This is a genomic window from Pseudomonadota bacterium (genome assembly GCA_039028155.1).
Lineage (GTDB): Bacteria > Pseudomonadota > Alphaproteobacteria > SP197 > SP197 > JANQGO01.
The window spans coordinates 15748-41687 of record JBCCIS010000028.1 but is presented as its reverse complement, the minus strand read 5'-3'; the positions used below and the strand labels follow the sequence as shown (position 1 = coordinate 41687).

The 25940-nt window shown below is 63.1% G+C and carries 25 protein-coding genes and 1 riboswitch; of the genes, 10 read left to right on the top strand and 15 right to left on the bottom strand.

All coding sequences use genetic code 11. The features are described 5' to 3' along the window. Positions 1-68 precede the first annotated feature (68 nt). Entirely contained in the window at positions 69-533 is a 465-nt protein-coding gene (locus tag AAF563_15330) for a hypothetical protein (GenBank protein ID MEM7122653.1), read from the bottom strand. Between the two features lie 19 nt (positions 534-552). Next, positions 553-1311 carry a ParA family protein gene (locus AAF563_15325; GenBank protein MEM7122652.1) on the bottom strand — a complete coding sequence of 253 codons (759 nt, stop codon included), beginning with the start codon at positions 1309-1311 and terminating at the stop codon, positions 553-555. A gap of 171 nt (positions 1312-1482) precedes the next feature. Further along, positions 1483-1573: riboswitch (cyclic di-GMP riboswitch) on the bottom strand. 161 nt (positions 1574-1734) lie between these two features. Here AAF563_15325 and AAF563_15320 point away from each other — a divergent pair. After that, a complete protein-coding gene (locus AAF563_15320) occupies positions 1735-1992 on the top strand; it encodes a hypothetical protein (GenBank protein MEM7122651.1) in 258 nt (85 codons plus the stop codon). A 36-nt stretch (positions 1993-2028) separates the two neighbouring features. On the opposite strand, the gene AAF563_15315 is transcribed toward AAF563_15320, so the two are convergent. Then, positions 2029-2292, bottom strand: a complete 264-nt coding sequence (locus tag AAF563_15315) for a hypothetical protein (protein ID MEM7122650.1) — start codon at positions 2290-2292, stop codon at positions 2029-2031. A gap of 94 nt (positions 2293-2386) precedes the next feature. On the opposite strand from AAF563_15315, the gene AAF563_15310 reads away from it, so the two are divergent. From AAF563_15310 to AAF563_15275, 8 genes are all read left to right on the top strand, one after another. Next, positions 2387-3367, top strand: coding sequence for a lytic murein transglycosylase (locus tag AAF563_15310; GenBank protein MEM7122649.1), 981 nt, complete (start codon positions 2387-2389; stop codon positions 3365-3367). 123 nt (positions 3368-3490) lie between these two features. Then, complete coding sequence (locus tag AAF563_15305) at positions 3491-4219, top strand: septal ring lytic transglycosylase RlpA family protein (protein MEM7122648.1); 729 nt, start codon at positions 3491-3493, stop codon at positions 4217-4219. A gap of 72 nt (positions 4220-4291) precedes the next feature. Beyond that, positions 4292-5431: a D-alanyl-D-alanine carboxypeptidase family protein gene (locus AAF563_15300; GenBank protein MEM7122647.1), complete on the top strand. Its 1140-nt coding sequence runs from the start codon at positions 4292-4294 to the stop codon at positions 5429-5431. After that, positions 5428-6057, top strand: a complete 630-nt coding sequence (gene tmk, locus AAF563_15295) for a dTMP kinase (GenBank protein ID MEM7122646.1) — start codon at positions 5428-5430, stop codon at positions 6055-6057. The genes AAF563_15300 and tmk overlap by 4 nt, the downstream gene beginning before the upstream one ends. Next, entirely contained in the window at positions 6054-7160 is a 1107-nt protein-coding gene (locus tag AAF563_15290; protein MEM7122645.1) for a DNA polymerase III subunit delta', read from the top strand. The genes tmk and AAF563_15290 overlap by 4 nt, the downstream gene beginning before the upstream one ends. A 48-nt stretch (positions 7161-7208) precedes the next feature. Further along, complete coding sequence (gene metG, locus AAF563_15285; GenBank protein MEM7122644.1) at positions 7209-8768, top strand: methionine--tRNA ligase; 1560 nt, start codon at positions 7209-7211, stop codon at positions 8766-8768. Then, on the top strand, positions 8768-9553 hold the full coding sequence (locus AAF563_15280) for a TatD family hydrolase (protein ID MEM7122643.1): 786 nt from the start codon (positions 8768-8770) through the stop codon (positions 9551-9553). Before metG ends, AAF563_15280 begins: the two co-directional genes overlap by 1 nt. A gap of 1 nt (position 9554) precedes the next feature. Continuing rightward, the gene (locus tag AAF563_15275) at positions 9555-10334 is read left to right on the top strand and encodes an MBL fold metallo-hydrolase (protein ID MEM7122642.1); all 780 of its coding nucleotides are present in this window, start codon (positions 9555-9557) and stop codon (positions 10332-10334) included. A gap of 124 nt (positions 10335-10458) precedes the next feature. Here AAF563_15275 and AAF563_15270 read toward each other — a convergent pair whose 3' ends face one another. The 3 genes from AAF563_15270 to AAF563_15260 form a co-directional block, all read right to left on the bottom strand. Continuing rightward, positions 10459-11931 (bottom strand): aldehyde dehydrogenase family protein, encoded by a 1473-nt coding sequence (locus AAF563_15270; GenBank protein MEM7122641.1) that lies wholly within the window; start codon positions 11929-11931, stop codon positions 10459-10461. A 147-nt stretch (positions 11932-12078) separates the two neighbouring features. Further along, on the bottom strand, positions 12079-12768 hold the full coding sequence (locus tag AAF563_15265) for a ceramidase domain-containing protein (GenBank protein MEM7122640.1): 690 nt from the start codon (positions 12766-12768) through the stop codon (positions 12079-12081). A 106-nt stretch (positions 12769-12874) separates the two neighbouring features. Then, positions 12875-13528 (bottom strand): CPBP family intramembrane glutamic endopeptidase, encoded by a 654-nt coding sequence (locus AAF563_15260; GenBank protein MEM7122639.1) that lies wholly within the window; start codon positions 13526-13528, stop codon positions 12875-12877. Between the two features lie 217 nt (positions 13529-13745). On the opposite strand from AAF563_15260, the gene mazG reads away from it, so the two are divergent. Beyond that, a complete protein-coding gene (mazG, locus tag AAF563_15255) occupies positions 13746-14558 on the top strand; it encodes a nucleoside triphosphate pyrophosphohydrolase (GenBank protein MEM7122638.1) in 813 nt (270 codons plus the stop codon). Between the two features lie 3 nt (positions 14559-14561). On the opposite strand, the gene hflX is transcribed toward mazG, so the two are convergent. The 9 genes from hflX to dusB form a co-directional block, all read right to left on the bottom strand. Next, complete coding sequence (hflX, locus tag AAF563_15250; GenBank protein MEM7122637.1) at positions 14562-15821, bottom strand: GTPase HflX; 1260 nt, start codon at positions 15819-15821, stop codon at positions 14562-14564. A 34-nt stretch (positions 15822-15855) separates the two neighbouring features. Then, positions 15856-16113: an RNA chaperone Hfq gene (gene hfq, locus AAF563_15245; GenBank protein ID MEM7122636.1), complete on the bottom strand. Its 258-nt coding sequence runs from the start codon at positions 16111-16113 to the stop codon at positions 15856-15858. A gap of 159 nt (positions 16114-16272) precedes the next feature. Next, on the bottom strand, positions 16273-17142 hold the full coding sequence (locus AAF563_15240; GenBank protein ID MEM7122635.1) for a D-amino-acid transaminase: 870 nt from the start codon (positions 17140-17142) through the stop codon (positions 16273-16275). 82 nt (positions 17143-17224) lie between these two features. Next, a complete protein-coding gene (trkA, locus tag AAF563_15235; GenBank protein MEM7122634.1) occupies positions 17225-18601 on the bottom strand; it encodes a Trk system potassium transporter TrkA in 1377 nt (458 codons plus the stop codon). A 15-nt stretch (positions 18602-18616) separates the two neighbouring features. Then, positions 18617-20029 (bottom strand): sigma-54 dependent transcriptional regulator, encoded by a 1413-nt coding sequence (locus tag AAF563_15230; GenBank protein MEM7122633.1) that lies wholly within the window; start codon positions 20027-20029, stop codon positions 18617-18619. Next, positions 20019-22316 carry a PAS domain-containing sensor histidine kinase gene (locus AAF563_15225; protein MEM7122632.1) on the bottom strand — a complete coding sequence of 766 codons (2298 nt, stop codon included), beginning with the start codon at positions 22314-22316 and terminating at the stop codon, positions 20019-20021. The genes AAF563_15230 and AAF563_15225 overlap by 11 nt, the downstream gene beginning before the upstream one ends. Further along, positions 22306-23754 carry a nitrogen regulation protein NR(I) gene (gene ntrC, locus AAF563_15220; protein ID MEM7122631.1) on the bottom strand — a complete coding sequence of 483 codons (1449 nt, stop codon included), beginning with the start codon at positions 23752-23754 and terminating at the stop codon, positions 22306-22308. Before ntrC ends, AAF563_15225 begins: the two co-directional genes overlap by 11 nt. Then, positions 23751-24857 carry an ATP-binding protein gene (locus AAF563_15215; GenBank protein ID MEM7122630.1) on the bottom strand — a complete coding sequence of 369 codons (1107 nt, stop codon included), beginning with the start codon at positions 24855-24857 and terminating at the stop codon, positions 23751-23753. Before AAF563_15215 ends, ntrC begins: the two co-directional genes overlap by 4 nt. Further along, a complete protein-coding gene (gene dusB / locus AAF563_15210; GenBank protein MEM7122629.1) occupies positions 24854-25843 on the bottom strand; it encodes a tRNA dihydrouridine synthase DusB in 990 nt (329 codons plus the stop codon). Before dusB ends, AAF563_15215 begins: the two co-directional genes overlap by 4 nt. Between the last annotated feature and the right edge of the window lie 97 nt (positions 25844-25940).

Genomic DNA, 25940 nt, shown 5'->3' with positions numbered 1-25940 from the left:
GGGCCGGTGAGATGCTTGGAATCTCACCGGCCCGCGACGCCAGGGCAAGGGGTCGAGCGCGTAAGTCCCTAGCCCCGGGCGTTCCTCATGCAGCGGCAACCTTTCAGCACTTCGTCCTCGATGTAGTCGAGGTAGACGTCGATCGCGGCGGAGACGATCTCCTGCTGCGAACGACCGAGACGGGCCGACGCAACCTTCAGTCGCCTGTGCGACGCGTTGGCCAATCGCGCGTGAAGTTCCGTGCGCGGACCTGATTTCGATTTCTTGCCGTTGCGCTCTAACTCAGGCGGCAGCTTGATGCCCGAACTTGAGATGCCAGGCTGCGGCTCCATTGTGTCCGAGCTGTGGCCGGATTTGGCCACCTGTGGATAAACCTCGGCGGTTGGCGCGGCCGGCGTTGGCGATGAAGCCATTTCAGGCGCGACCGTTTCAGGCGCGGCCGGCGGCGGCGCGGCAAACACCGCCATCGGACGGGCTTCGCCCTTGCGTGCCAACAGGCCGCTATGCAGAACCGCTACCTTGCCTTTGCTCATGACGCTCTATCGTCCTTGGTCATGTCAGGTGGATTTCGTCGCGACCGCGCCGGCCGAAAGGCTGGTTCGGCCTCAGGCCTTCCGGTGCGACGGGGTGAGCAACCGCAGGCGTCGGCTGCTCGACCTTTTCGACGCCGCCGGGCAGGGCGACCATGTGCTTACGGCTGATGCGATCGGACAGATAGGCCCACAGTTCGGACACTTCCTTGGCCGAGGCGCTCTCCTCATCGATCTCGGCCACCGTGCGGCCGTCGATCATGCTGGAGGCGAAATTGACCCGGTGATGAACCGTGACCGGGGCGACGGTGCCGTGCTGCGACAGGGCAATGGCGGCCTCGCCGGTGATGCGCGCCCGCGCGGTCGCGGAATTGAGCACGAAGACCATGGCTTTGCCGCGCTGCTCCAGGATCTCGATCGTCGAAGCGACGGCGCGCAGGTCATGGGGGCTCGGGCGGGTCGGCAGAATGACGAGATCGGCGAACGCGGCGACTTCAGAGATTTCGCGTGTCGCGGCAGGCGGCGTATCGATGACGACCAGCTTGAAACCTTGTTCTCTGAGAGCCATCAAATCGTCGCGCAGCGTCTGTCCGCTCGACTGAACGAAAGCCGGGGTATCGGCCTCGCGGGCATTCCACCACTGAGAAAGGCTGCCCTGGGGATCGGTGTCGATCAGAGCGACCGGACCGTGGCCCGCGCGTTCGGCCTCGACGCCAAGATGACCAGACAAGGTCGTCTTGCCGGAGCCGCCCTTTTGCGAGGCGACAACAAGAACGCGCATGGAACTCAGCATGAAGGACCCCGCGTGGCGACAGTGGATTGACAGCGCAGAAAACCCGGTGTCGCCAAGATGGCCGCACAAGGGGAGGCGCTATCGGTTGTGGGGAGACCTGAGGTCTTCCAGATGGCAGCGGACGGCTTTGTCTTGTCACAACACATGGTACGACTTCCCTTTGGTAACCCCGCTACCTTATCCTCGCTTGCCGAGGTGAAGGCCGGTGGCTTTGCGTCCCGGTGTTTCCACCGGTTTGCCTTTATCTGGGAGCCGTTACCGGCTGCCCATATCGGCGTTTCCAGCCGATGCGCGCAATGTTAAGACCTTGCGCAGAGGAATCAAGCGGACCCGCGCGATCTGTGACGGTCCTCACTACGATTCTGGAGCACGCGTCATGCACCCTGCCGACAACACCGGAGCGATACAGGAATGAAGACCGCTCTCGTCACCATAGTGCTCCTCATGATCCTCGGCGGCACCCTCTATTATGCGGTCGATGTCTGGCTGTCGCTCGAGGGTGTCGAGATGAGCGTCCACGGTATCATCGCCATCGTCTTGTGCGTGATCTTCGTAACGGGTTTAGGTGTCGGTTTGATGAGGCTGTCCTATTACAGCCACCAGCACGGCCACGACGATCGCGCCAGCGGCGGCACCGACACGGCCGAGGACGACGAGACGAGGGGATAGAACGCGGCTCGACCAAAACGAGAGAGAACAGCCACCCTAGCGCCGATTGTTGCGATGCCCGGGCGGGCGCTCCCGCAATTCGCGCGAGCGCTCTTCGATCAAGCTGAAGCTCTCGCTGATGAACCAGTGCCACGCACGCAGGAACAGCACCAGCACGACGACCAGTGCCAGGAGCGCGCTTAACGCAATCACGAGCGCCAGCCCCAGACCGGGCGCGACCAGCGCGGCGAGACCAACCGCGACATAGAGCCCCGCCGCAACGACGGCGAAGCGTCTGACATCTTTTTTATCGATACGCATGGTTCCTGGTCGCGGCCATTTAGGCTGCCCGGACCATTGCACGATTGGCCGGGCTGTGCCACACACACGAACAAAAGGGAGACGGTGTCCAACAATGCGCCCAAAAACCCACGGCATTCTCGTTCAACTCGTTGTCCTGCTCTCGTTCATTGTCCCGGCACAGGCCGAGACACAGCCGGACTGGAACAGCTTCATCGACAGCGTCCGCGCCGAGGCGTCGAGCCAAGGCGTCAGCCAGGCGACGCTCGACGTGGCGCTCAACGGCATCGAGCCCATCGACCGGGTGATCGAGCTGGACCGGCGGCAGCCGGAAGGGACCGTCACGTTCGCCGAATACATGGCAAGCCGCATGCCGCCCGCGTTGATCGCCGAGGCGCGCCGCAATTACGACGAACATCTACCGCTGCTGATCTCGGTCAGTGACGTCTATGGCGTCGACCCCGAAGCCGTCATCGCGCTGTGGGGCCACGAAACCCGTTTCGGCACCTATACCGGCGGCTTTGACGTGATTGCCGCTCTGGCCACCCTGGCCTGGGACCCCAGACGCAGCGATTTCTTTCGTCGCGAGCTCATGCACGCTCTCAAGATTTTGGATGAAGGCCATATAACAAAAGAAAAAATGGTTGGTTCGTGGGCCGGTGCCATGGGCCAGAGCCAGTTCATGCCGTCAAGCTTCATGGGTTACGCCGTCGACTGGGACAAGGACGGCCGGCGCGACATCTGGACCACGCGCGGTGACGTCTTTGCATCGGCCTCCAACTACCTTTCTAGCTATGGCTGGGAGCTTGACGAGCCGTGGGGCGCGGCGGTGAACCTGCCGGCCGGCATGGGCGCCGCGCAATCCGGACACGATTCACCGCGCCCACTGCAGGCCTGGCTCGACGAAGGCGTGACCTTTGTCGGCGCACGTCCGGCGGTCGCAGCGGACGAACCGACCACGCTCGCCATGCCGGCCGGCGAGGGTGGTCCGGCCTTCCTCGTCTTCAGCAATTATCGGGTCATTTTGCGCTGGAATCGGTCAGACTATTTCGCCATGTCGGTCGTGCGTCTTGCCGACGAGATCGTCACCCGTTAGAGTTCGCCACCACTAGATCTAGCGGGCAGGCTTGGCGTGTTTGGCGTATATCGCGGTTTTGTCCTAGTTTTCTCATCGTTTCTTGTAGCCGTGCTGGTCGCGGGATGTGCCGAAACCGAGCTTTTGGCGACGCTGAGCAAAGAAGCCCAGCGCGACGCCGATAGCGGCGGCACCTATAAGGTCGGCAACCCCTATCAGATCAACGGGCAATGGTATTACCCGGCCGAAGATCCGTACTACGACGAGGTCGGCATTGCCTCCTGGTACGGCGAGCCGTTCCACGGCAGGCGCACGGCCAACGGCGAAGTTTACGACATGAACCTGCTGACAGCGGCCCACAAGACGCTGCCGATGCCGGTCTATGTCCGGGTTACCAATCTGGACAACGGCCGCTCGCTGGTCCTGAAGGTGAACGACCGGGGGCCGTTCGCCCACGGCCGCATCATCGACGTCTCACGGCGCTCGGCCCAGCTTCTGGGCTTTGAGACGGCCGGCACGGCCCAGGTCCGGGTCCAAGTCGTCGATCCCGACACCGGCACCGCCTACGCCGCGCAGGACCCCGAGGCGCCGCCAGAGCCCGAGGTGACGACGGCCGCCATCGACCTGATCTCCGAGGAACCTGACCGGGCGATCTATGTCCAAATCGGCGCGTTTACCGAAGCCGACAACGCCCAAAAGGTCGGCCGACAGCTCGCCATGCTCGACTACGTTCAGATTTACCGCGTGGTGTCGAACGGCGTGCCGTTTTACCGGGTGCGCCTGGGCCCCTATGCCGATCTCGATCAGGCCGGCGACATGCGCTACCGTGTCATGGCGGCCGGCTATCAAGAAGCGCGTATCGTCATCGACTAACCCGGCGCAATTCTGCCCCACTCGGCGGCTAAGCGTCGGCAACACCAATCGTCCACGGATAGTGACCTCGCCATGCCCCGTCGTGTCCTTGCCAGCCTGATTGTTGCCCTTGCCGCTTTTGTTACCTGGTCGTCGGCATACGCCAATGAGACCTCGGCGCGCGAAGCGATTCTGATCGACATGTCGACCGGCACGGTGTTGTTCCAGAAGAACGCGGACGAGCCGACCTATCCGTCGTCCATGACCAAAATGATGACGATGTATCTGGTCTTCAAAAAACTCGCCGAAGGCGGGCTTAGTCTCGATGCGACCCTGCCGGTCAGCGAGAAGGCTTGGCGCATGGGCGGTTCGAAGATGTTTGTCGAGGTCGACACCCGCGTCGTGGTCGAGGACCTGATCCGCGGCGTGGTCATCCAATCAGGCAATGACGCCACCATCGTCCTGGCCGAAGGCATTTCAGGATCGGAAGAGGCTTTTGCCATCGACATGACCGACCAGGCCAACGAGATGGGCATGACAAGCTCAAACTTCCGCAATGCCTCGGGCTGGCCCGACCCTGAGCACGTTACCACCGTACGAGACCTCGCGACGCTGGCGATCAGGACGATCGAGGACTTTCCCGAGTACTACCCGTACTACGCCGAGACGACGTTCACGTTCAGCGACATCGAACAGAGCAACCGCAACCCACTGCTCTATACGGCCTCCGGTGCTGACGGCCTGAAGACCGGCCATACAGAGGCCGCAGGCTACGGGCTGACGGCCTCTGCCGAACGTGACGGTCGCCGGCTCGTTCTGGTGATCAACGGCGTCGAAAGCTCCGCCGAGCGCGCCCGAGAAGCCGAGCGCCTGATCGAGTGGGGCTTTCGCGAGTTCGATGCCTATGCGCTCTTGGAGGCCGGCGAGACCGTGACCGATGCCGAGGTCTGGCTGGGCGACGAGAACACCGTGCCACTGGTCATCGAAGAAGATCTGGTTATCACCATGTCGCGCGAGGCGCGCCGTGAAATGACCGCAAAGGCCGTTTTCGAAGGCCCGATTCCCGCACCCATCGTCGCGGGCTCACCGATTGCGACGCTGGTGTTGGAAGCACCCAACATGGAAACGATTGAGGTGCCCCTCATCGCCGGTGCCGATGTCGGCGAGCTCTCCATGTTCAGCCGATTGGGTGCGGCGATCAGCTATCTGGTGTTTGGTCCGTCGGGATCGTGATCGGCGGCCGCTTCATCACGCTTGAGGGCGGCGAGGGGGCTGGCAAGTCGACACAGGTGCGCCGCCTTGCCGAGGCGCTGAGTAGCCACGCCGACGAGATCGTCACAACGCGCGAGCCCGGCGGCGCGCCGGGCGCTGAAGCCATCCGCGCCATCCTGGTCGATGGCGATGTCGACCGCTGGGACGCGGTCACCGAGGCATTGTTGCACTTCGCCGCGCGGCGCGATCACTTGGCAGCGACGATTCTGCCGGCGCTTGAACGCGGTGCCTGCGTGATTTGCGATCGCTTCGCCGATTCGACCATGGCCTATCAAGGCATCGTGCAGGGCGCCGGGCCCGACATCGTCGACCGGCTCTACGCCATTGCCGTCGGCGACCTTCGTCCCGACCTCACCCTGGTACTGGACCTGCCCGTCGAGACCGGCTTGGCGCGGGCGGCCGAGCGGGGCGGCGCCGATCGCTACGAGCGCATGGGCCCGGCCTATCATGAGCGCCTGCGCCAGGCGTTCCTGGATATCGTCGCCGACAATCCCGACCGCTGCCGCCTGATCGACGCCACCGGCAGCGAGGATGACGTCGCGGCGTTGATCTTGGGCGAGGTCGCCGCCAAATTCGACCTGCCATGAGCAAGCCGCCAAAAACCGACACCAACGTCGACGACGACCTGGCGCCGTCGCCCCGGGCCAATGCCGAGCTGATCGGCCACCAGGACGCCGAACGCCTGTTCCTGGATGCCGTAATGGCCAACACGCTTGCCGGCGCCTGGCTGCTGACCGGTCCGGAAGGTATTGGCAAGGCAACCTTGGCCTATCGGCTGGCGCGTTTCGTGCTGGCTGACGGCGCCGGTCAGGATCTCTTCGGGACACCGGAAAGCCTGAACATCGAGGCAGATGACCCGGTGTTCCAGCGCGTCGCCGCCGAAGGCCACAGCGATCTCTTGACCGTTGAGCGCGTACCCAACCCGAAAACCGGCCGGATGCGCAGTGAAATCGTGGTCGACGATGTCCGCCGCATGACGCCGTTCTTCCGGACGTCGGCGGGCGAGGGGGGTTGGCGCATTTCCGTCATTGACGGCGCTGAACTGATGAACGCCAGCGCAGCCAACGCGGCGTTGAAGATGATCGAGGAACCACCGGCCAAGTCATTGGTCCTTCTGGTCAGCCACGCACCCGCGCGGTTGTTGCCGACCATCCGCTCGCGCTGCCGTTCCGTCGCTCTGAAACCGTTGAAGACCGAACAGGTCGCCCTGTTGCTGGAACGTTATCGCCCTGACCTTGATGCCGCTGACCTGGCGCCGCTTTCCCGTCTGGCGGACGGCAGCCCGGGCAGGGCACTCAGACTGGCCGACCTTGGCGGGCTCGGTCTTTACCGGGACCTGCTGGGCCTGCTCGCCCAGCTGCCGAAGCCGCGTGCTCTCGACGTGCACGGCCTGGCCGACCGACTGGGTCGCCCGACCAATGATCTGGCCTTCCGCACCACGCTCGATCTCTTGCGTTGGTGGCTGGCGAACCTCGTCCGCTTCGGCGCCAGCGGTGAGAACGCGGCCGCGGTACCCGACGGCGAACGGGAGTTGATGGCCCGGTTGAACGCGTCCCACGGTCTTGAACGCTGGATAGACGTGTGGGAAAAGGTGGGCCGGCTCCAGGAGCGGGCCATCAGCGTCAATCTGGACCGTAAACAGGTTGTTCTGAGCACGTTTGACGCGATGGAACAGGCCGCCCGCTCTTAACCGCCCTATGTTTTGCCGGAAGAACAAACGCCAGCACGGGAGTCTCGGATGACCGGGGACCGCAGCTACTACATCACGACGCCGATCTATTACGTCAACGACAACCCGCATATCGGCCACGCCTATACGACACTGGCCTGCGATGTCATGGCGCGGTTCAAGCGGCTGGACGGCTATGACGTGATGTTTCTGACCGGCACCGACGAGCATGGCCAGAAGGTCGAGAAGTCGGCCCATGACGCCGGCGTCGACCCGCAGGCGTTTTGCGACCGCGTGTCTCAGCGCTTCCGCGACCTCGAACATTTGTTCGGTTACACCAACGATGACTTCATCCGCACGACCGAGCCGCGCCACAAGGCCTCGGTCCAGGCGCTGTGGACGCGTCTGTTAGATGCCGGCGAAATCTATCTGGGCAAGTATGCGGGCTGGTATTCGGTGCGCGACGAGGCGTTCTATACGGAAAGCGAGCTCGTTGACGGTCCCGACGGCGGGAAGATCGCCCCGTCGGGCGCTCCGGTCGAATGGGTCGAGGAGCCCAGCTACTTCTTCAAGCTTTCTGAGTGGCAGGACCGGTTGCTCGCACTCTATGACGCCCATCCCGACATGATCCTGCCGGCGACGCGTCGCAACGAGGTCATCAGCTTCGTTAAAGGCGGACTTCAGGATCTCTCGGTCAGCCGAACCAGCTTCAAGTGGGGCATCCCGGTGCCCGACGACGACGACCACGTTATGTATGTCTGGCTCGACGCCCTGACCAACTACATCACCGCCGTCGGTTTTCCCGATGAGGAAAGCGCGCTCTTCAAAAAGTTCTGGCCCGCCGACGTGCACATGGTGGGTAAGGACATCCTGCGTTTTCACGCGGTTTACTGGCCGGCCTTTCTGATGGCCGCCGGCATCGAACCGCCCAAGCGCATCTATGCCCACGGCTGGTGGACCAACGAGGGCCAGAAGATCTCGAAGTCGCTGGGCAACATCATCGACCCGCACCAGATCGTCGAGGAGTACGGCCTCGACCAGGTCCGCTACTTCCTGCTGCGCGAGGTGCCGTTCGGCAATGACGGCGACTTTTCCCACGCCGCCATGATCCATCGCGCCAACGGCGACCTGGCCAACGACTTCGGCAATCTGGCCCAACGCGTGCTTTCCATGGTCGCCAAAAACTGCGGCGGCTCGGTGCCCGACCCCGGCGACTACAGCGACGACGACACCGCGCTGCTGGGGGCCGCCGACGGGTTGTTGGACGAGGTGCGCGGCCACCTGGACGTCCAGGCCTTCCACCTGGCGCTGACGGCGATTTGGAAGGTGGTCGGCGAGGCCAACCGCTATGTCGACGAACAGGCGCCGTGGGCACTGCGCAAGACCGATCCTGCGCGTATGGCGACCGTGCTCTACGTGCTCTCAGAGACGATCCGCCACCTGGCGCTCCTGACCCAGCCCTTCGTGCCGGATGCCGCGTCGCGCATGCTCGACCAGTTGGGCGTGTCTGACGACAGGCGCGGCTTCATCGCGCTCAGCCCCCACCATCGCCTGGTGCCGGGCACGGTCCTGCCCAAACCGGAGCCCGTTTTCCCGCGTTACGTGGAGCCGGAGGAGGGCGCCGCCTGATGCTGGTCGACAGCCACTGCCATCTGGATTTTCCCGATTTCGCCGACGAGCTCGACGCCATCGTGGCACGCGCTCACGAAACCGGCGTCGGCGTGATGCAGACGATCTGCACGCGGCTGACCAAGTTCGAGCAGGTCCGCGCCATTGCTGAGCGTTACGACAATATGTGGTGCTCAGTTGGCGTCCATCCGCACAACGTCGAAAGCGAAGGCATCGCAGACCCCGAGACCATCATCAGCCTGGCCGACCATCCTAAGGTTATCGGCATCGGCGAGACCGGCCTCGACTACTTCTATGACCACAGCCCGCGTGAGGAACAGCGTGAGAGTTTCCGCGCTCATATTGCCGCGGCGCGCGAGACCGGCCTGCCGCTGATCGTGCACACGCGCGATGCCGACGACGACACCATGGCGATCCTGGAAGACGAAATGGGGAAGGGTGCCTATCGCGGCCTCATCCACTGCTTCAGCACCTCACGCGAACTGGCCGAGAGGAGCTTGGCCATCGGGCTCTCCATTTCGCTGTCCGGGATCCTGACCTTCAAGAAGGCCGAGGAGCTGCGCGAGACCGCACAGGCCGTGCCACTCGACCGGCTGCTGGTCGAGACCGATGCGCCGTACCTGGCGCCAATGCCTTATCGCGGCAAACGTAACGAGCCGTCTTATATCAATAAAACCGCATCGTTACTGGCAGAATTAAAAGGCGTATCGGAAGACGCGTTGGCAACGGCGACGACCGATAATTTCTTTAATCTGTTCTCTAAAGCGTCTGATCCACGCCTTTGATATGAAAGTAATAATCTTGGGCTGCGGTCCATCGGCGGGTGTACCGCAGATCGGCGCGGTGTATGACGATGCTTATCTGGCGGATCCGCGTAATCACAGGACCCGGTCGTCACTCCTGATTGAACACGCGGGAACGCGAATCCTCGTCGACACGTCGCCGGATCTTCGCCAACAGTTGCTGCGCCAAGGCGTCACAAGCGTCGACGCGGTTCTCTACACCCATGCCCACGCCGACCATAGTCACGGCATCGATGACCTGAAACGCGTGTGCCGGTCGGCCGACAAAGCTCTGCCTGCCTATGGCAACCGCCAGGCGATGAGCGCGCTGAAGGAGCGGTTCGGCTACATATTTGAGCCGATGAACGCCAATTTTGGCTGGTACAAGCCGCATTTGCTGGAAAACGTGATCACGACCGAACCATTTGATATCGGGCCGATCCGCGTCACGCCATTCGCACAGGACCACGTTGTCATGGAGACCCTGGGTTTCCGCTTTGATGCAGACGGTCAAAGCGCAGCGTATTCCATTGACCTCAAGCACCTGGACGATGCGGCGTTCGACATCATCAACGGCGTCGACCTGTGGGTCGTCGACTGCCAGAACATGGAAGAAAACCCGATCCATTCCGACCTCAAGCGCACGCTTGCCTGGATCGAGCGCGCCAAACCACGCCGCGCAGTGCTCAGTCACATGTCCGACGACATCGACTACGCGACGGTGGACGGCCTGACGCCAGGGCACGTACAGCCGGGTTATGACGGGTTGGAGATCAGCCTCTAAGCAAGGCTGGCTTTAACACACCCTCTATTTTCCATAATATATATTATGCGACTTATATGTGCGATGTCTGACGGTGTCCCCGCGCTGAAAACATCGCCTCTCGAACGTACTGCCCTCGGTGTTGTCAGGCCGCCGTTGACGGGTCGTACCATCCGATCCCAGCGTCGGGCAGCCAGCGCGTCTTCTGCTTTGGCTCCAGGAAGTTCTGCATGCCCCATTTGCCGAGCTCGCGGCCCATGCCGCTCTTCTTGACACCACCCCAAGGCGCTTGAATGACGACCACCTGATTGCAGTTTTGCCAGGTAATCCCGGCGTCCAGCTGATCGGCGACGCGTTCGGCGCGCTCCGTGTCCTCTGAAAGAACGGTCGCCGCCAGACCGTAAGGCGTGTCGTTGGCGAGCCTGACGGCCTCGTCCTCGTCGGAGAACGCCATGACGCTCAGAACGGGACCGAAGATCTCCTCGCGCCATACCGACATATCCGGTGTCACGTCGGTCAGTATTGTCGGCTGCAGGAAATAGCCGGTGTTCAGGCCGTCGGGCCGGCCGCCGCCCGCGAACACCGTGGCGCCTTCCGTTTGCGCGGCTGCGACGTACCCTGTCACCTTGTCGTACTGCGCGGCATTAACCAAGGGGCCCATCTGCACGCCATCGCGCGTGCCATCGCCGACGACGATCGATCCGGCAAGCGACTTGAGCCGTCCGAGAAAATCGTCGGCAATCCTGTCTTGGATCAGCAAGCGCGATGTCGATGTGCAGACCTGCCCTTGATTGACGAACGCGCCGAAGGCGGTCCATTCGACGGCGCGATCAAGGTCGACGTCGTCGAAGACGATGATTGGGTTCTTGCCGCCCAGCTCAAGACTGACCCGCTTCAGGTCCGCAGCCGCCATTGCCATGACGCGCCGTCCCGTCACCGTGCTGCCGGTAAACGAAATCTTGTCGATGCCGGGATTGGTAACGAGCGCCTCGCCGGCGTCCGGGCCGGTTCCCGTGACAATGTTGATGACACCGGCGGGCATGCCGGCATCGACAGCAATCTCACCCAGCATCAGAGCCGTCAGTGAGGTGAACTCCGAAGGCTTGACGACACAGGTGCAGCCGGCGGCGATGGCTGCGGCGACCTTCCACGTGAACTGCTCAATCGGATAGTTCCACGGCGTGATCATGCCGATGGCGCCAACCGGGCGATAGGCGACGGTCGTGCGCAGAAAATCGTCCGGCAGATCGACTGCTTCCTCACCGTTCTCATCGAGCTGATCGGCAAGGTCGGCATACATTTCGTAAATCTGGGTGGCCGTATCCACGTCGAAATAGGATTCCGGCAGCGGCTTGCCGTTGTCCTTGGTCTCCAGTTGAGCGAGGTCGTCGCGGCGAGACTTGATGCCCTCGGCGAACCGGCGCAGATGCGCGGCACGCGTCTTGCCGTCCGTCTGTTTCCAGCCGCCGTCGAAGGCGCGCCGCGCCGCATCGACCGCCTGTTCGACGTCCTCGGCGTTTGCCGCAGGAATCGACGCTATGACCGACTCATCGGCCGGGTTGGTGCAGTCGATGGTCCGACCGGTCGCGGCACCTTTCCAGGTGTTCTCAATCAGCATGTCCGTGCGCAAAGTCTCGTCCCTCCCCCTTGATCATCGTGTTCGAGACGCCCCTTTGCCGGGCACATCCTAGCGATACCGGCCTTGTCGACAAGGCCGATGACGGTTTTTGCTTTGCTTTGCCGTGCTAAGGCGTACGCGACGCCGTTAAGCGGTTTTCGGCCGCTCGAAACGGATCGCCACACGCACCAGGATGTAGAGCATGACGGCGTTCAGCACGTGCCACATGAAGTGCGTGCCCAGCGGCCCGTGGTCATGGCCGACATGGGTGTGGTCGCAGACGTGGAAGTCGACGCTGCGGAACGCCAGAGAGACCGCGAACACGCCGGCCGCGGCCAACAAACCCCAACCGGTTGGCTTGTCGCCGCGCGCGACCAGCCAGCCACCGATCAACATCAGCGCGATGAACGCCGGGAAGTAGCCGAGCGACCCGTTCAGACAGCGTTCGCCGTCGCACAGGATTTGGCCGGCGAGCACATAGGCCACGACGAAGACGACGAGCCCGACACCGGTCCACAGCCAGGTGGCGCCCAGATACCGGCGCAGCGCGACAGTCAGATAGCTAAGCATCATGATGGCGATCGGCAGGACGTCGGCCAGACCCGCCCAAGGTGTCGCGTAGGTGTGGAACAGGAAGCTGCCGATGCCGATGATACAGACCAGCGCCGCCAGCCAATAGTCGACCAGGCGCCGACTGCCGGCCGGCTGGCGCGCCAAGAGGTAAAATGCGGCCAACCCGGCGATGACAAAGGCCGCGTTGGTGACCGCGTTGATCGGCTCGGCCCAGAAGCCCGGATCCAGGCCACGCTCGCAATAGTTAAAGATCTTGTCGTCCATGGCGCGCTACCGGCTCCCTGCGCTAGAGCAGATCATGTTTTGATGGAATCGCTTCGCGATTCCGTCAAGGCAGGTGAATCTGCTCGACTCATAACCATGATCCGCCCTAAACGCGCCCGACGGCGCCGTGGAAGAAGTAGATCCCCATGCCGACAGTGAAGACGATCTGGCCGCCCAAGGCGTGCAGCAGGCAGGCCATGCCGAATGACTGCCGGCTGGCATAGGCCCAGGCGAAGATGGCGCCGGCGGCCGTCGTCAGCACGACCGCGGGCCAGTTCCAGTAGAACAGATGCGCCAGGCCGAAGAGACCGGCGTTCAACGCGATCGCAACGCCGATGTTGGGGAACAGATGGCCGTAGCGCTCAAAGAACAACACCCGAAAGACGAGCTCCTGGGGGATCGCCGAGACCAGCGGATAGGCGACCATCACGACAAGCCACATCTTTGTCTTGCCCTGGGGAAAGCCGAACAACCGCTCCGGCACCAGCCAGACCGTCAGCGCAATACAGACGGCGATCGCGATGACGACAAAGACCGCCACCACGACCCAGTCGATGCGCAGCCCCCGGCGCGACACCAGATCGCGCCAGCGAAACCCGGGCGTGATGCTGAGCAGCACAATACCGATGACGGCGACCGTGGCCAGGGCGGGCCACATGAAGCTGCTGGGCAGCTCAGTTGCCATGATGACTGGCGCGGCTATGAACAGCAGCAGCAACTCGGCCCAAAGCCGCAGATTTCTGCCCGTCGGCGGCGCCATGGCAACCGCCTGGCCTTCACTACGAGATTTTATGGGAATGCCCTTCTTGGATAGATTTACCAGAAACTATCGGCCCGCTGGGCCCTATACGTGGTGATGCGCGCGCCGGTTCAAAGACCCCAGTGTGTCGTCATGATACACGGGCTGGTCATAGCGCACACATCGCTGTAGCAAAAGCACGGAACCTCCCTTCCCCCAGCGACGGAAACGTCACCGCATGAGCGACATCCAACGCCTACTTGATATCATGGCAAGCCTGCGCAACCCCGATGGCGGATGCCCCTGGGATGTCGCCCAGGACTTCCGCACCATTGCTCCCTATACGATCGAGGAATCCTATGAGGTCGCCGAGGCGATCGAGAACGAGGATTGGGTGGCGCTTCGGGGCGAGCTGGGCGACCTGCTGTTCCAGGTCGTGTTTCACGCGCGCATGGCCGAAGAGGCCGGCCACTTCGACTTCGGCGATGTCGTCACCGAAATCAGCGACAAGATGGTGCGCCGCCACCCTCATGTCTTCGGTGACAAGACGAGCATCGACGGCGCGGATCAGCAGACCGCCGCCTGGGAAGACATGAAGGCGGCAGAGCGCGCCGAACGCGCCGAACGCGACGGCCGGCGCGCCAGCGTGCTGGATGGCGTGAGCGCCGCCCTACCCGCTCTGACGCGGGCCGAGAAGATCCAGAAACGCGTCGCCCGCGTCGGCTTCGACTGGCCCGACGCAACGCGCGTTCTTGTCGACGTCGACGAGGAACTCGATGAGCTAAAGGAAGAGATCGCCGCCACGGCACCCAACGACAGGCTCGAGGACGAGTTGGGCGACCTGCTCTTCACCATCGTCAACCTGGCGCGGCATCTGGAGGTCGACGCCGAGGCTGCACTGAGGCGCACCAACGCCAAGTTTCAGCGCCGCTTCCGCTATGTTGAGTCACGCCTGGAGGCCGATGGTCGTGCTCCAGAAACGAGCACGCTGGAGGAGATGGACCAGCTTTGGCACGAGGCCAAGGACGCCGAGCACCAGGCGGCCGAGTAACGCCTAACCGTCTCGGCCGGCAACCATTCGCTCGTAGCGGGCCAGGTCCTTTGGGTCGAGGCCAACCTTCACGCGGATGGCGGCTTCGTCGTCGCGCCGCTCCAAGACCTCGCCGTGGCTGTAGAGAAACGCCATCGCGCGGCCATCCTCGACCGGCACGACCAGATCGACAACCCGGCGCCCGTCAATCAACCGCTCGTCGAGGACCGCCATCAGGTGCTCGGTCCCCTCACCTGTGACCGCCGATATCGCCACCGTGTCCGAGCGACGGCGCACCACGGCGTCGACGCGCTCGCGCTCTTCCGCATCCAACAGGTCGATCTTGTTCTGCACCTCGACCAAGCCGTCAGCCTGAATTTTATCGTCCAGACCCAACTGGGACATGACATCAAGCACGTCCTGTTTCTGGGCTTCCGTGTCGGGGTCGCTGATATCGCGCACATGCACAATCACGTCGGCCTCGATGACCTCCTCAAGGGTCGCGCGGAACGCGGCAACCAGCATGGTCGGCAGATCCGAAATGAACCCGACGGTGTCGGAGGCGATGACCTTGCGGCCGGACGGCAGCGTGATACCGCGCATGGTCGGATCAAGCGTCGCGAAGACTTGGTCGTCGGCATAGACGGTCGCGCCGGTCAGACGGTTGAACAGAGTCGACTTGCCGGCATTGGTGTAGCCGACCAGGGCGACGATCGGGTACGGCACCTTGCGGCGCGCCTGGCGGTGCTGTTCGCGGGTGCGCACGACCGTCTCCAGTTCGCGCCGGATCCGCGCCAAACGTTCATCAATCAGGCGCCGGTCGACCTCAAGCTGGGATTCGCCGGGGCCGCCGACAAAACCCAACCCGCCGCGTTGGCGCTCCAAATGAGTCCATGAGCGGACCAGGCGGCTGCGCTGATAGCTGAGCGCCGCCATTTCGACCTGCAGCACGCCTTCCTTGGTGCGCGCGCGCTCGCCGAAGATATCCAGAATCAGCCCGGTTCGGTCGATGACCTTGGCGTTCCAGGCCTTTTCCAGATTGCGTTGCTGAACCGGCGACAGTGACCAGTCCACCACGACCAGACCGATTTCATCGGCTGCGATGTCACCAGCCAGTCCCTCGACCTGTCCCTTGCCGAACAAGGTGCCGGGCTTGGGCGTGCGCACGGCAACAGCGCGCGCCTCAACAACCTCAAGGTCGATGGCGCGCGCCAGTCCGGCGGCCTCCTCCAATCGCTGGGTCTCGCTGCGCTGGTTGCCAGGCAGCAGCGGGCACAGGATCAGCGTGCGGGTGGCCGCTTGCTTCGGCTGGTTGGACTCAGGCGTTGGCGGTCTCCTCGGCCTCTTCCTGATCGAACAGGCGAACCGGTGCTGAAGGCATGACGGTCGAGACCGCGTGTTTGTAGACCAACTGCGAATGGCCGTCGCGGCGCAGCAGCATACAGAAGTTATCGAACCAGGTGATCACACCCTGAAGCTTGACACCGTTGACGAGGAAAATCGTCACCGGCAGCTTGTTCTTGCGTACGTTGTTGAGAAACGTGTCTTGCAAATTCTGAGGCTTGTCGTTTGACATGCCGTGCCACCTCCCCCTCTTTTTTTTGTCGGTTCCGATGTTGTTGTTGGCTGCGTTGCCTTCGGACCGATCTATCGTTGGCGGGCTAGCCTAGGCCGGGGACCCCGATCCGTACAACCCCCCAAAACACATGGTTGCGAATACCCGAGAATCCAACGGTTAAGTTGCCGGTTGTCTGATTTCGCGAATGAAATTGAGATACGCGCCCAACAGTGTCCTTGTCACGGTGCCCGGATGGCCGTTGCCGATGGTGACGTCATCGATCTGTGTGACCGGTTTCACAAACGACGTGGTGCTGGTCAAGAACGCCTCGCGCGCGCTCTTGGCCTCGGCCAGGGTGAACGGACGTTCGACAACCTCGATCCCGTGTTCCTTTGCCAGCTTGATCACACGATCGCGAGTGATGCCCGGCAGGATCTCGTTGCTGAGCGGTCGCGTCACGACGCGGCCATCCTTGTCAACAATCCAGGCGTTCGACGCGCTACACTCGGTGACATAGCCGTCATCATCGACCAGGAAGGCTTCATAGGCCCCTTCTTTGGCAGCGGCGGTCTTGGCGAGCGCGTTGGGCAGCAGCGACACGGTCTTGATGTCGACCCGGCCCCAGCGGATGTCGGGTTGGGAAATGACCTTGACCCCGTCGACCGCGTCAGCGTCGCTCGGAAGCGGGACGGACTTTGCCGTGCAGACGACGGAAGGCTCCAGGTCGCCGTTGTCATAGACGTGGTTGCGCGGCGCCGTGCCCCGGTTCACCTGCAAGTAGACCATGCCGTCCTTCACACGGTTCCGCTTGATCGTCTGATTCATGATGTGAATCAGCGCACGGCTCGACATCGGCTGGGGCATGTCCAACTCGCGCAATGACCGCTCCAGCCGAACCACATGCCCTTCTAGGTCGATCATGCGGCCGCCAACGACCAGCGTCACCTCATAGACGCCATCGGCGAACACATGGCCGCGGTCGTCGATGCTGACCTGCGCCTTGTTGTGCGGCACATACCGCCCATTCACATAAGCCACACGTGACATTGTGTCCTCGCACTTCGCTCGTTTTGATTCTGCTTGATGCCGAGCCTAGCCCCACCCCCTTTATACCCGAGGTCGGACGGGATCAGAAGAACTCCAATCCGACCGAGAAGAGCTTTTCGACCTTACGCACCAGATCGGCATTGGTGAACAGCACAACGCGGTCCTTGGCCATGATAGTGGTGTCGCCGCGCGGAATGATGACCTCGCTACCGCGCACGATAGAGCCAATCAGAATACCTTTGGGCAGTTTGATATCCCGGATGCGCTTGCCGGCGATGCTTGACGTATCCAAGGCCTCGGCCTCGATAAACTCGCCCGCGCCCTCGCGCACGCTGTGGACGCCACGGATACGGCCTCGGCGCACGTGCTGCAGAATGGTCGACACCGTAGAGCCGCGCGGGTTGACGACAACGTCGATACCCAGATTGCCGACCAGCGGCCCGTAACTCATGCTGTTGACCAGGGTGATGGCCCAATCGGCGCCAAGTCGTTTGGCCAAAAGGGACGAGAGAATGTTCACCTCGTCGTCGTTCGAGACGGCGACCACTGCTTCCGACTGGCTGACATTGGCTTCGCTCAGAATCTCCTGTTCCAGCGCGTCGCCCAACAGGACCGTGGTGCGGTTAAGCGCGTCGGCAACGCTCCGCGCGCGGTGCTCGTCGACCTCGATCAGTTTGGCGCGGACATCGCCATGTCCGTCTTCCAACTCTCTGGCCACGAAAAGCCCAATGTTGCCGCCACCGACAATGATGACGCGCCGCGCTTCCGGTTCGTCATGGCCGAACGCCACCATGCCGCGGCGCACGTGTTCGGTATCGGCGACAAAATAGACCTCATCGCCCTCGCGCATCTCCATTTCCGGACGCGGCACGATCAGTTCGTCGTCGCGAATGATGCCGACGACGAAGATATGCAGATCCGGGAAGAGTTCGGTGAGCTCATAGAGCGGGGTATCGACCACCGGGCAGTCGGGCATGCAGCGCACGGCGATCGCGCGCACCTTGTCGCCGGCCATCGGGATCACATCCAGCGCGCCCGGCACCTCCAGGCGGCGAATAATGGCCCGCGCCACCTCGACCTCCGGAGAGATGATGACGTCGATCGGCATGTGGTCGCGGCTGAACATGTTGCGCCACGCCGGGTCCAGATAGGACTGATGGCGCACCCGGGCGATCTTGGTCGGCACGTTGAACTGCGAATGGGCTACCTGGCAGGCAACCATGTTGACCTCGTCCGCGTGGGTAACGGCGATCAGCATGTCGGCATCGTCGGCGCCAGCCTCTTGCAAGACCGGCGGATGAGAGGCAAAGCCGACCAGCCCCTTGACGTCGATGGTATCCGTCACGCTCTTAACCCGGCTCGGGTCCATGTCGATGACGGTGACGTCGTTGGCCTCGCTCGCCAGGTAACGCGCGATGTTCAAGCCGACCTGGCCGGCGCCGCAAACGATAACTTGCATGGTCGTTGCCTACTTTCAGGCGCGGTTCGACTGAGCCACGGCACGCGGCTCATCACCAACGCCAAGCGCCTTGAGCTTACGGTGCAGGGCCGACCGCTCCATGCCGACAAAGGTCGCGGTCCGCGAAATGTTGCCGCCGAAGCGAACGAGCTGCGCGTTGAGATACTGCCGCTCGAAGACCTCACGCGCCTCGCGCAGCGGCATGGTCATCAATTCCGCGTCATCTTCGGTGCGCATCGGGAGAGGCGATCCCGCCGCGATCTCCGGCGGCAGCATGTCGGCGGTGATCCGGCCACGCTCATCTTCCGGCGCCATGATCAAGAGCCAGTCCATGACATTGCGCAGCTGCCGGACATTACCGGGCCAGTCGGCTGCCCGAAGCGCAGCCATCGCGTCCTCGGATATCTCGCGCACCGGCAACCCATGGTTCTCGGCCGCGCGCTCCAGGAAATAGCGCGCGAGATGGGGAATATCCTCGCGCCGTTCGGTCAGCGCGGGCACACGAAGCGGCACGACATTGAGGCGGTAATAAAGATCTTCGCGGAACGTCCCGGCCGTGATCTCCGCCGTCAGGTCCCGGTTCGAGGCAGCGATAACGCGAACATCGACCTCGATCGGTGCGCCGCCGCCGACGCGCATAAACGTCTGTTCCTGGAGAACGCGCAGGATCTTGCCCTGGGTTTCCAACGGCATGTCGGAGACCTGATCCAGGAACAAGGTGCCGCCATGCGCCAGCTCAAACGTGCCGGTCGTGCTCGGCGTCTCCGGGCCCAGCGCACCCTGTTCTACACCGAACAGTTCCATCTCCATGCGATCGGGCGCCATGGTCGCCGCGTTGATGACGACAAAAGGCCCCTCGCTGCGGGTCGACTGGCGATGCAGTAACCGCGCCACGACTTCCTTGCCGGAACCGGCGGGACCGGTGATCAAGACGCGGCTGCCTGTGGGCGCCACCCGCTTGACTGCGGCACGGACCTGATTGAGTTCGCCGGAATCGCCGACCAGGTCAAATTCGGTTCCCGCGCGCTGCCGCAGCTCCGCGACCTCGCGCTTCAGCCGAGCCGCTTCGATCGCCCGTTCGACCACCAGCAGCAATCGGTCGACCTGAAACGGCTTCTCGATGAAGTCGTAAGCACCCTTTTTGATAGCCGAAACAGCCGTTTCGATATTGCCATGACCGCTGATCATGATGACCGGTAGGCCGGGATACTCCTCGACGACCACATCGAGCAGCTCCAACCCGTCCATCTCGCTGCCCTGCAGCCAGATGTCCAGGATCAGAAGCGACGGACGACGGGCTGCGAGGGCCTCCAGAGCCGACGTGCTGTCGGCGGCCCCGCGCGTGACAAACCCTTCGTCGTCCAACAGGCCGCCCAGCGCGGTGCGGATATCGGCCTCGTCGTCGACGATCAGAATGTCATGCGCCATGGCCAGCCACCTCCCGCAGCGCGGAGCCTTGCGGTGAACGCTGCGCATCGCCGCGCTGGGACAACAGACTGATTCGCGCGCATGCGCCACCTTCAGGGCTGTCACCGAGCGTCAACGTGCCGCCATGTTCGGCAACAATGCGTTGGGCGATCGCCAATCCCAGGCCAGTACCTTTTTCTCGGTGCGTCACATAAGGCTCGAACAGTTTATCGCGCGATCCGGCTGGCAGGCCGCGGCCGTTGTCGTGGACCTCGATGATACAGTGGTCGTTGTCTTCGGCAACCTTGACCCTGATCCGACCGGCCGGCGCCGCAGGATCTTTTTCCTGGCGCGCTTCGATCGCATCGATCGCGTTCTGGATCAAGTTGTTGAAGACCTGCCCAAACTGCCGGGCATCACACTGCACCGCGACGGGTCCGTCGGGCAGCTCTCTGACGAACGTAATACCGGTGTCGCCGACTTCCTGCAACGTCACGGCATTATCCATTAGCCGCACCATGTCTTCAGACGCGAACTCCGGCGTCGGCATGCGCGCGAAGTTCGAGAATTCGTTGACGATGTGCCGGAGATCGCCGACCTGACGCACGATGGTATCGGTGCACGCGGCAAAGACATCGGGGTCCGTTTTGACTTCGCTCATGTACTTGCGCTTAAGCCGCTCGGCCGACAACTGGATCGGGGTCAGCGGGTTCTTGATTTCATGCGCGATCCGGCGCGCCACATCGGCCCAGGCCGCCTTGCGCTGCGCGGCGATCAATGGCGTGATGTCGTCGAAGGTGACGACATACCCCATGCGCTCAATCTCTTCCGTGCCGCCCTCCCCGACCTGATCGATCGTCGACTCCGCGGTGATCCTGACGGTCAGGTTGCGCGTCATGCCCAGTCGTTCGATTTCAACGTCGCCGTCAACGCGCGACAGGTGATCGCGCATTACCGCATCGAGCAAGCCGCCGACCTCGGGCAGTACTTCTGCCAGCGAACGACCGATCATCTCATCGGGCGACAGACCCAAAAAATCGGTCGATGAGCGGTTGGGGAGTTCGATATTGCCGTCAGCATCCAGGCCGATCACACCGGCGCTGACGCCCGACAGCACGGATTCGGTGAACCGGCGCCTTGAGTCGATCTGGCGGTTGGCCTCGATCAAATCCCGCCGCTGGGCCGAAAGCTGGCCGGTCATCCGGTTAAAAGCGCGGCTCAGTGTCCCCAGCTCATCGGACGCACCGGCATCGGGCACCCGCGCGGTCAGATCGCCGGCCCGGACTCGCTCGGCCGCGGCGACCAGCGCGATCACGGGGCGAACCAGCCGGGTCGCGAAGTTGAGCGCGAACCAGATCGCGGCGAACAGCAACAGCAGTGCCGAGACGACATAGACGAGCGCGAAGACGATCTGCAGATCCGACCGCCGCCCTTCCAGCACCTGGAATTCACCGACGGCCTGCACGACCTCGTCGATATGGCCGGTCACCCGCGGGTCAACGAGACGGCCGACGACCAGATAGGTGTCGGGCAACGCGTCCAGTTCGGTCAAGGCGCGGACGCGGTCGCCACTATCGCTGGTCATGATCACAACCTCGTTCGGCGAAACGAGGTTGATGAGTTCGCTGTCGAGAGGCTGCAGCGCGAGCGAGAAGCTGAGCCTGGTCTGCCCGAGCACGCGGCCGTCACCGCGCACGACCACCGCTTCGGAGAGCTCGCGCAGCGCCGCCTGGGCATCAAGGAAGAAACTGAGTTGGCGCTGATCCCATAAGACATTGGGGCCGGCCAGGTCCAGGTCGCGCGCCATGGCGAGAACATGGGCGCGAATGTTGCCGCGATGCTCTTCGGAATAGGCCTCCGCGACTTCAAGAGAGTCGTCCAGCGCCGTCTTTACCCGTTCGCTGAACCAGGCCTCCAGGCCCAAAGTGAAGAACAGCGCCGAGAAGACACCGACCAGGATCGCCGGCGTGATCGCCGCGATCGAGAACATGGCGACCAGTCGCGAGTGCAGCTTCGACCCGGCGCTGCCTCGTCGCCTTTCGGCCCATAGCGCAACCAGGCGGCGCGCGACCACGACACCCAGCAGAAGCAGGATGACCAGGTCGATGTTGAGCAGGATGATGACGGTTTCGATATCGGGCCCGAACGGTCCAGACTGGGTCAAGGCGCCATAGGTCGCAAAACCGGAAATCACCGCGGCGATAACCAGGGCGAACGCCAGCCGTCCGGTCAGCGCCTGACGGCGGACCCACAGCCAGGGTGCGGCCAGGAATGACCGGCTTGGCTCCCGCGCGGCGCTATCGGCCATCCTGGGCCCCGTGACCGCGCGCCACCGTGATGTCGAGATCGCGGATCTTCTTGCGCAACGTGTTGCGGTTGATACCCAAAACGTCGGCAGCGCGGAGCTGATTGCCGTTGGTTGCCGCCAGGGTCAGGGAGATGAGCGGCCGTTCGACCTCCCGCAGGATGCGATCATAGAGGCCGGCGATCGGCAAGCCGTCGCCATGGGCGTCAAAGTAAGTCTGCAGATGTTGTTCGACGCTTTCCGAAAGCCCGTTAGACCCCGCCACTGGCTTTAGCGCCGACGCATCCTCCAACTGGGCGCGAATGTCCGCCGCGCCAATGGTGTCGTCGGCGACCAGGACCGCCAGCCGGCGGATGACGTTTTCGAGTTCCCGCACATTGCCGGGCCAGGTATGCGCCACCAGCGCATCGATGGCGTCTTCGTCGAACGTCTTGCGCGGCAGGCCGTTATCGATCGCCGTCTTCAGGAAATGGCGCGCCAGGACTGGAATGTCCTGGCGACGCTCACGCAACGGCGGCAGCCGCAGCGGCACGACGTTCAGACGGTAATAGAGGTCCTCGCGGAACCGGCCCTGATCGATCAACTGCCTGAGGTCGCGATGGGTCGCCGCGATCACCCGGACGTCGCTGTGGACCGGCGTCTGGCTGCCGACGGCGCTGAACTCGCCCTCCTGGAGAACCCGCAACAGCCGCGTTTGCGCATCGGCCGGCATATCGCCGATCTCGTCCAGGAACAGCGTCCCGCCTTGTGCCTGCTCAAAACGGCCCTGACGGCGGGTATGGGCGCCGGTGAAAGCGCCGCGCGCGTGACCGAACAATTCGCTTTCGATCAGGTCGCGCGGTATGGCCGCCACGTTGACGGCGACAAAGGGTCCATCGCGCCGGTTGCCGTACTCATGGAGCGCGCGGGCCACCAGCTCCTTGCCCGACCCTGACTCGCCGACGATCGTGACCGTCAGGTCGGTCATCGCCAGGCGCCCGATCGCCCGATAGATCTCCTGCATGGCCGGCGAGTTACCGACCAGAAGCGGCGCGTCGCCATCGTCGTCTGTGGCAGCATCCGATGGTTCAGGTGCGGTCAGGGCGCGCCCGACCAGCGTCATCAACTTGTCCAGATCGAACGGTTTGGCCAGGTAGTCGTATGCGCCACTGCGCGCCGCCTTGACCGCCGTCAGAAGCGTCGCATGGGCGCTCATAACGATCACCGGCAGCTCGGGCCGGCGCTGGCGCATGCGTGGCAAGAGGTCAAGCCCGTTGCCGTCGGGCATCACCACGTCGGTGATCACGAGATCGCCGTCACCGGCGGCAACCCAATCCGACAGGGTTTCGGCCTTGTCGGTGGCACGCACGTTGTGGCCTTCGCGTTCGAGCGCCTGGACAAGCACCGCGCGCATGGCGCGGTCGTCATCGGCCACAAGAATGGTGCTGCCGGTGTCCATCATGCCTCTTCGACCGGCGCCAGCGGCAGGGCGATGGAGAAACAGGTCTTCCCGGGCTCGGTTTCAAAGGTCACCAAGCCGCCGTGGTCGTCGACGATTTTGGCGACCAGGGCCAATCCAAGGCCGGAACCGTCAACCCGATTGGTGACAAAGGGCTCGAATACATGATCGGCGACATCCTTTGCGATGCCCGGTCCGTCATCCTCCACGTTCAGCGTGAACGGCAGGGAGGAGCCCCCGTTCGACGCACCCTCGCCCGCGCGCAGGCTTCTGTCGTAGGCCGTGCGCAACCGGATGGTGTTGGCGCCAGCTTCAGCGGCATTCTTCACCAGGTTTAAGACAACCTGGATCATGGAGTCGCGGTTCGCCATGACCGCCGGCAGCGACGGATCGTAATCCTCGACGATAGTGCAGTTCTCGGCAAACCCGGCGCGCGCGAGCTGGGCGACGTGATCGAGCACTTCGTGCAGATTGACCAAGCGACGCGGCATCGGGTGGTTCTCGGAAAACACCTCCATGCGATCCAGCAGGCCGCAGACCCGGTCGACTTCCTCGGCAATCAGGCGCGTCAGGCTTCGGTCGGCCTCATCGACATTGCGCTCCAGGAGTTGCGCGGCCCCGCGGATACCGGAAAGCGGGTTCTTGACCTCATGCGCCAGCGATGCCGCCAGGCCGGCGACCGACCGTACGGCGCCGCGTGTATGACTGGTGCGGCGCAGCTGATCGGAGAGAAGCTGAGGCCTGAAGGTGATAACCACAAGGCCACTGTTATCGGGATCGGCTGCGCATTGGACATCGCAAGTCTGGCGCAGCTGACCATTGCGGGCGGAGACCTGCATTTCACGCTCGCTGACGATGCCGCGTTGCTCACGCGCTGTCGCGGCCATCAGCAGAACCGGGGCATCCGCGTCCAACAGGCCGACCAGCGCCGCACCTTGGAGGTGCCGGCGGCTGACGCCAAAGAATTGCTCAGCCGCGCTGTTGGCGAACCTGATGACGTCGTCGCCATCAACCGCGACGACGGCGTCCGGTAGCAGTTCCAGAAGCGCGTCATAGCCGACAGACTGCTCGGCTTGGCGCGGCAGGCTGGCCTGGACGACATTCATGCGGCCAGGCGCTCCTGCGCCGAGTTGAAGGCTTCGACGATGATCTGGCGAACGGCGTCTTCCTCGTCCAACCGGTTGACCTTGGAACGCCACACCGCCCCGTCAGGCAGGTCCGAGGCATACCAGGCGAAGTGCTTGCGAAAGCACCGGACGCCGTAGACAGGTCCATGGTGGTCGATCATGCCGTCGAAGTGTTCCAAAACAATCGCCTGGCGAGCATCCAGATTGGGTTCGGCTCGGCGCTCCCCGCTCGCCATGAAGGCCGCCAGGTTGCCAGGCAGCCAGGGCCGGCCGTAGCACGCACGCCCGACCATGATGCCGTCGGCGCCCGACTGCACCTTGATCGCCTCGGCCTCATCAAAGCCCGTGACGTCGCCATTCGCCACGACCGGAATGCTGACGGCTTCCTTCACCTCGCCGATAAACCGCCAGTCCGCCCGCCCCTTGTAGAACTGGCAGCGCGTGCGACCGTGAACCGTCACCATGGCGATGCCGAGATCTTCGGCGGCGCGCGCCAGTTCCGGCGCGTTGCGGTTGTTGTCGTCCCAGCCGGCCCGCATCTTGAGTGTCACTGGAACGTCGACTGATTTTACAGTTCTTTCAATAATATCAGTCGCTTTCCTAAGGTCTTTCATGAGCGCGGATCCAGCGAAACCGCCACACACTTTCTTGGCCGGGCAGCCCATGTTGATGTCGACGATGTCGGCGCCCTTGTCGGCGGCAATACGGGCGCCTTCGGCCATCAGGCCGGCATCGTTTCCGGCAAGCTGGATGACAACCGGCGCTTCTGCGTCACTGTCGTGGTCGATACGCCGCAGGACTTCCCTTGAACCGGTGATCAGCTCGTGGCTGACGACCATTTCCGACATCACGAGCCCCGCGCCCAGGCGGCGGGCCAGACGGCGAAACGGCTTGTCCGTGACCCCCGACATGGGAGCCAGCAGGACCGAATTGTCCAGCGTCACGGGACCAATGCGAATGCTCATTTTTCGTGCACGCGGCTCGCCTGCCTAAAAGTTGGGCAGGTTATAGCGGTCCGCCGACGGTATGGCAATGTCATACACGCGCCTGCCATGGCGCCCA

Bases quoted from the DNA above. Each gene is read 5' to 3' on its own strand.
- AAF563_15300 (MEM7122647.1), top strand. From the start codon at position 4,292: ATGCCCCGTCGTGTCCTTGCCAGCCTGATTGTTGCCCTTGCCGCTTTT.
- metG (MEM7122644.1), top strand. From the start codon at position 7,209: ATGACCGGGGACCGCAGCTACTACATCACGACGCCGATCTATTACGTC.
- mazG (MEM7122638.1), top strand. From the start codon at position 13,746: ATGAGCGACATCCAACGCCTACTTGATATCATGGCAAGCCTGCGCAAC.
- hfq (MEM7122636.1), bottom strand. From the start codon at position 16,113: ATGTCAAACGACAAGCCTCAGAATTTGCAAGACACGTTTCTCAACAAC.
- AAF563_15290 (MEM7122645.1), top strand. From the start codon at position 6,054: ATGAGCAAGCCGCCAAAAACCGACACCAACGTCGACGACGACCTGGCG.
- AAF563_15215 (MEM7122630.1), bottom strand. From the start codon at position 24,857: ATGAATGTCGTCCAGGCCAGCCTGCCGCGCCAAGCCGAGCAGTCTGTC.
- AAF563_15310 (MEM7122649.1), top strand. From the start codon at position 2,387: ATGCGCCCAAAAACCCACGGCATTCTCGTTCAACTCGTTGTCCTGCTC.
- trkA (MEM7122634.1), bottom strand. From the start codon at position 18,601: ATGCAAGTTATCGTTTGCGGCGCCGGCCAGGTCGGCTTGAACATCGCG.
- AAF563_15230 (MEM7122633.1), bottom strand. From the start codon at position 20,029: ATGGCGCATGACATTCTGATCGTCGACGACGAGGCCGATATCCGCACC.
- AAF563_15275 (MEM7122642.1), top strand. From the start codon at position 9,555: ATGAAAGTAATAATCTTGGGCTGCGGTCCATCGGCGGGTGTACCGCAG.
- AAF563_15330 (MEM7122653.1), bottom strand. From the start codon at position 533: ATGAGCAAAGGCAAGGTAGCGGTTCTGCATAGCGGCCTGTTGGCACGC.
- AAF563_15280 (MEM7122643.1), top strand. From the start codon at position 8,768: ATGCTGGTCGACAGCCACTGCCATCTGGATTTTCCCGATTTCGCCGAC.
- ntrC (MEM7122631.1), bottom strand. From the start codon at position 23,754: ATGATGGACACCGGCAGCACCATTCTTGTGGCCGATGACGACCGCGCC.
- AAF563_15270 (MEM7122641.1), bottom strand. From the start codon at position 11,931: ATGCTGATTGAGAACACCTGGAAAGGTGCCGCGACCGGTCGGACCATC.
- AAF563_15260 (MEM7122639.1), bottom strand. From the start codon at position 13,528: ATGGCGCCGCCGACGGGCAGAAATCTGCGGCTTTGGGCCGAGTTGCTG.
- AAF563_15240 (MEM7122635.1), bottom strand. From the start codon at position 17,142: ATGTCACGTGTGGCTTATGTGAATGGGCGGTATGTGCCGCACAACAAG.
- AAF563_15265 (MEM7122640.1), bottom strand. From the start codon at position 12,768: ATGGACGACAAGATCTTTAACTATTGCGAGCGTGGCCTGGATCCGGGC.
- AAF563_15320 (MEM7122651.1), top strand. From the start codon at position 1,735: ATGAAGACCGCTCTCGTCACCATAGTGCTCCTCATGATCCTCGGCGGC.
- AAF563_15315 (MEM7122650.1), bottom strand. From the start codon at position 2,292: ATGCGTATCGATAAAAAAGATGTCAGACGCTTCGCCGTCGTTGCGGCG.
- dusB (MEM7122629.1), bottom strand. From the start codon at position 25,843: ATGAGCATTCGCATTGGTCCCGTGACGCTGGACAATTCGGTCCTGCTG.
- AAF563_15225 (MEM7122632.1), bottom strand. From the start codon at position 22,316: ATGGCCGATAGCGCCGCGCGGGAGCCAAGCCGGTCATTCCTGGCCGCA.
- AAF563_15325 (MEM7122652.1), bottom strand. From the start codon at position 1,311: ATGCGCGTTCTTGTTGTCGCCTCGCAAAAGGGCGGCTCCGGCAAGACG.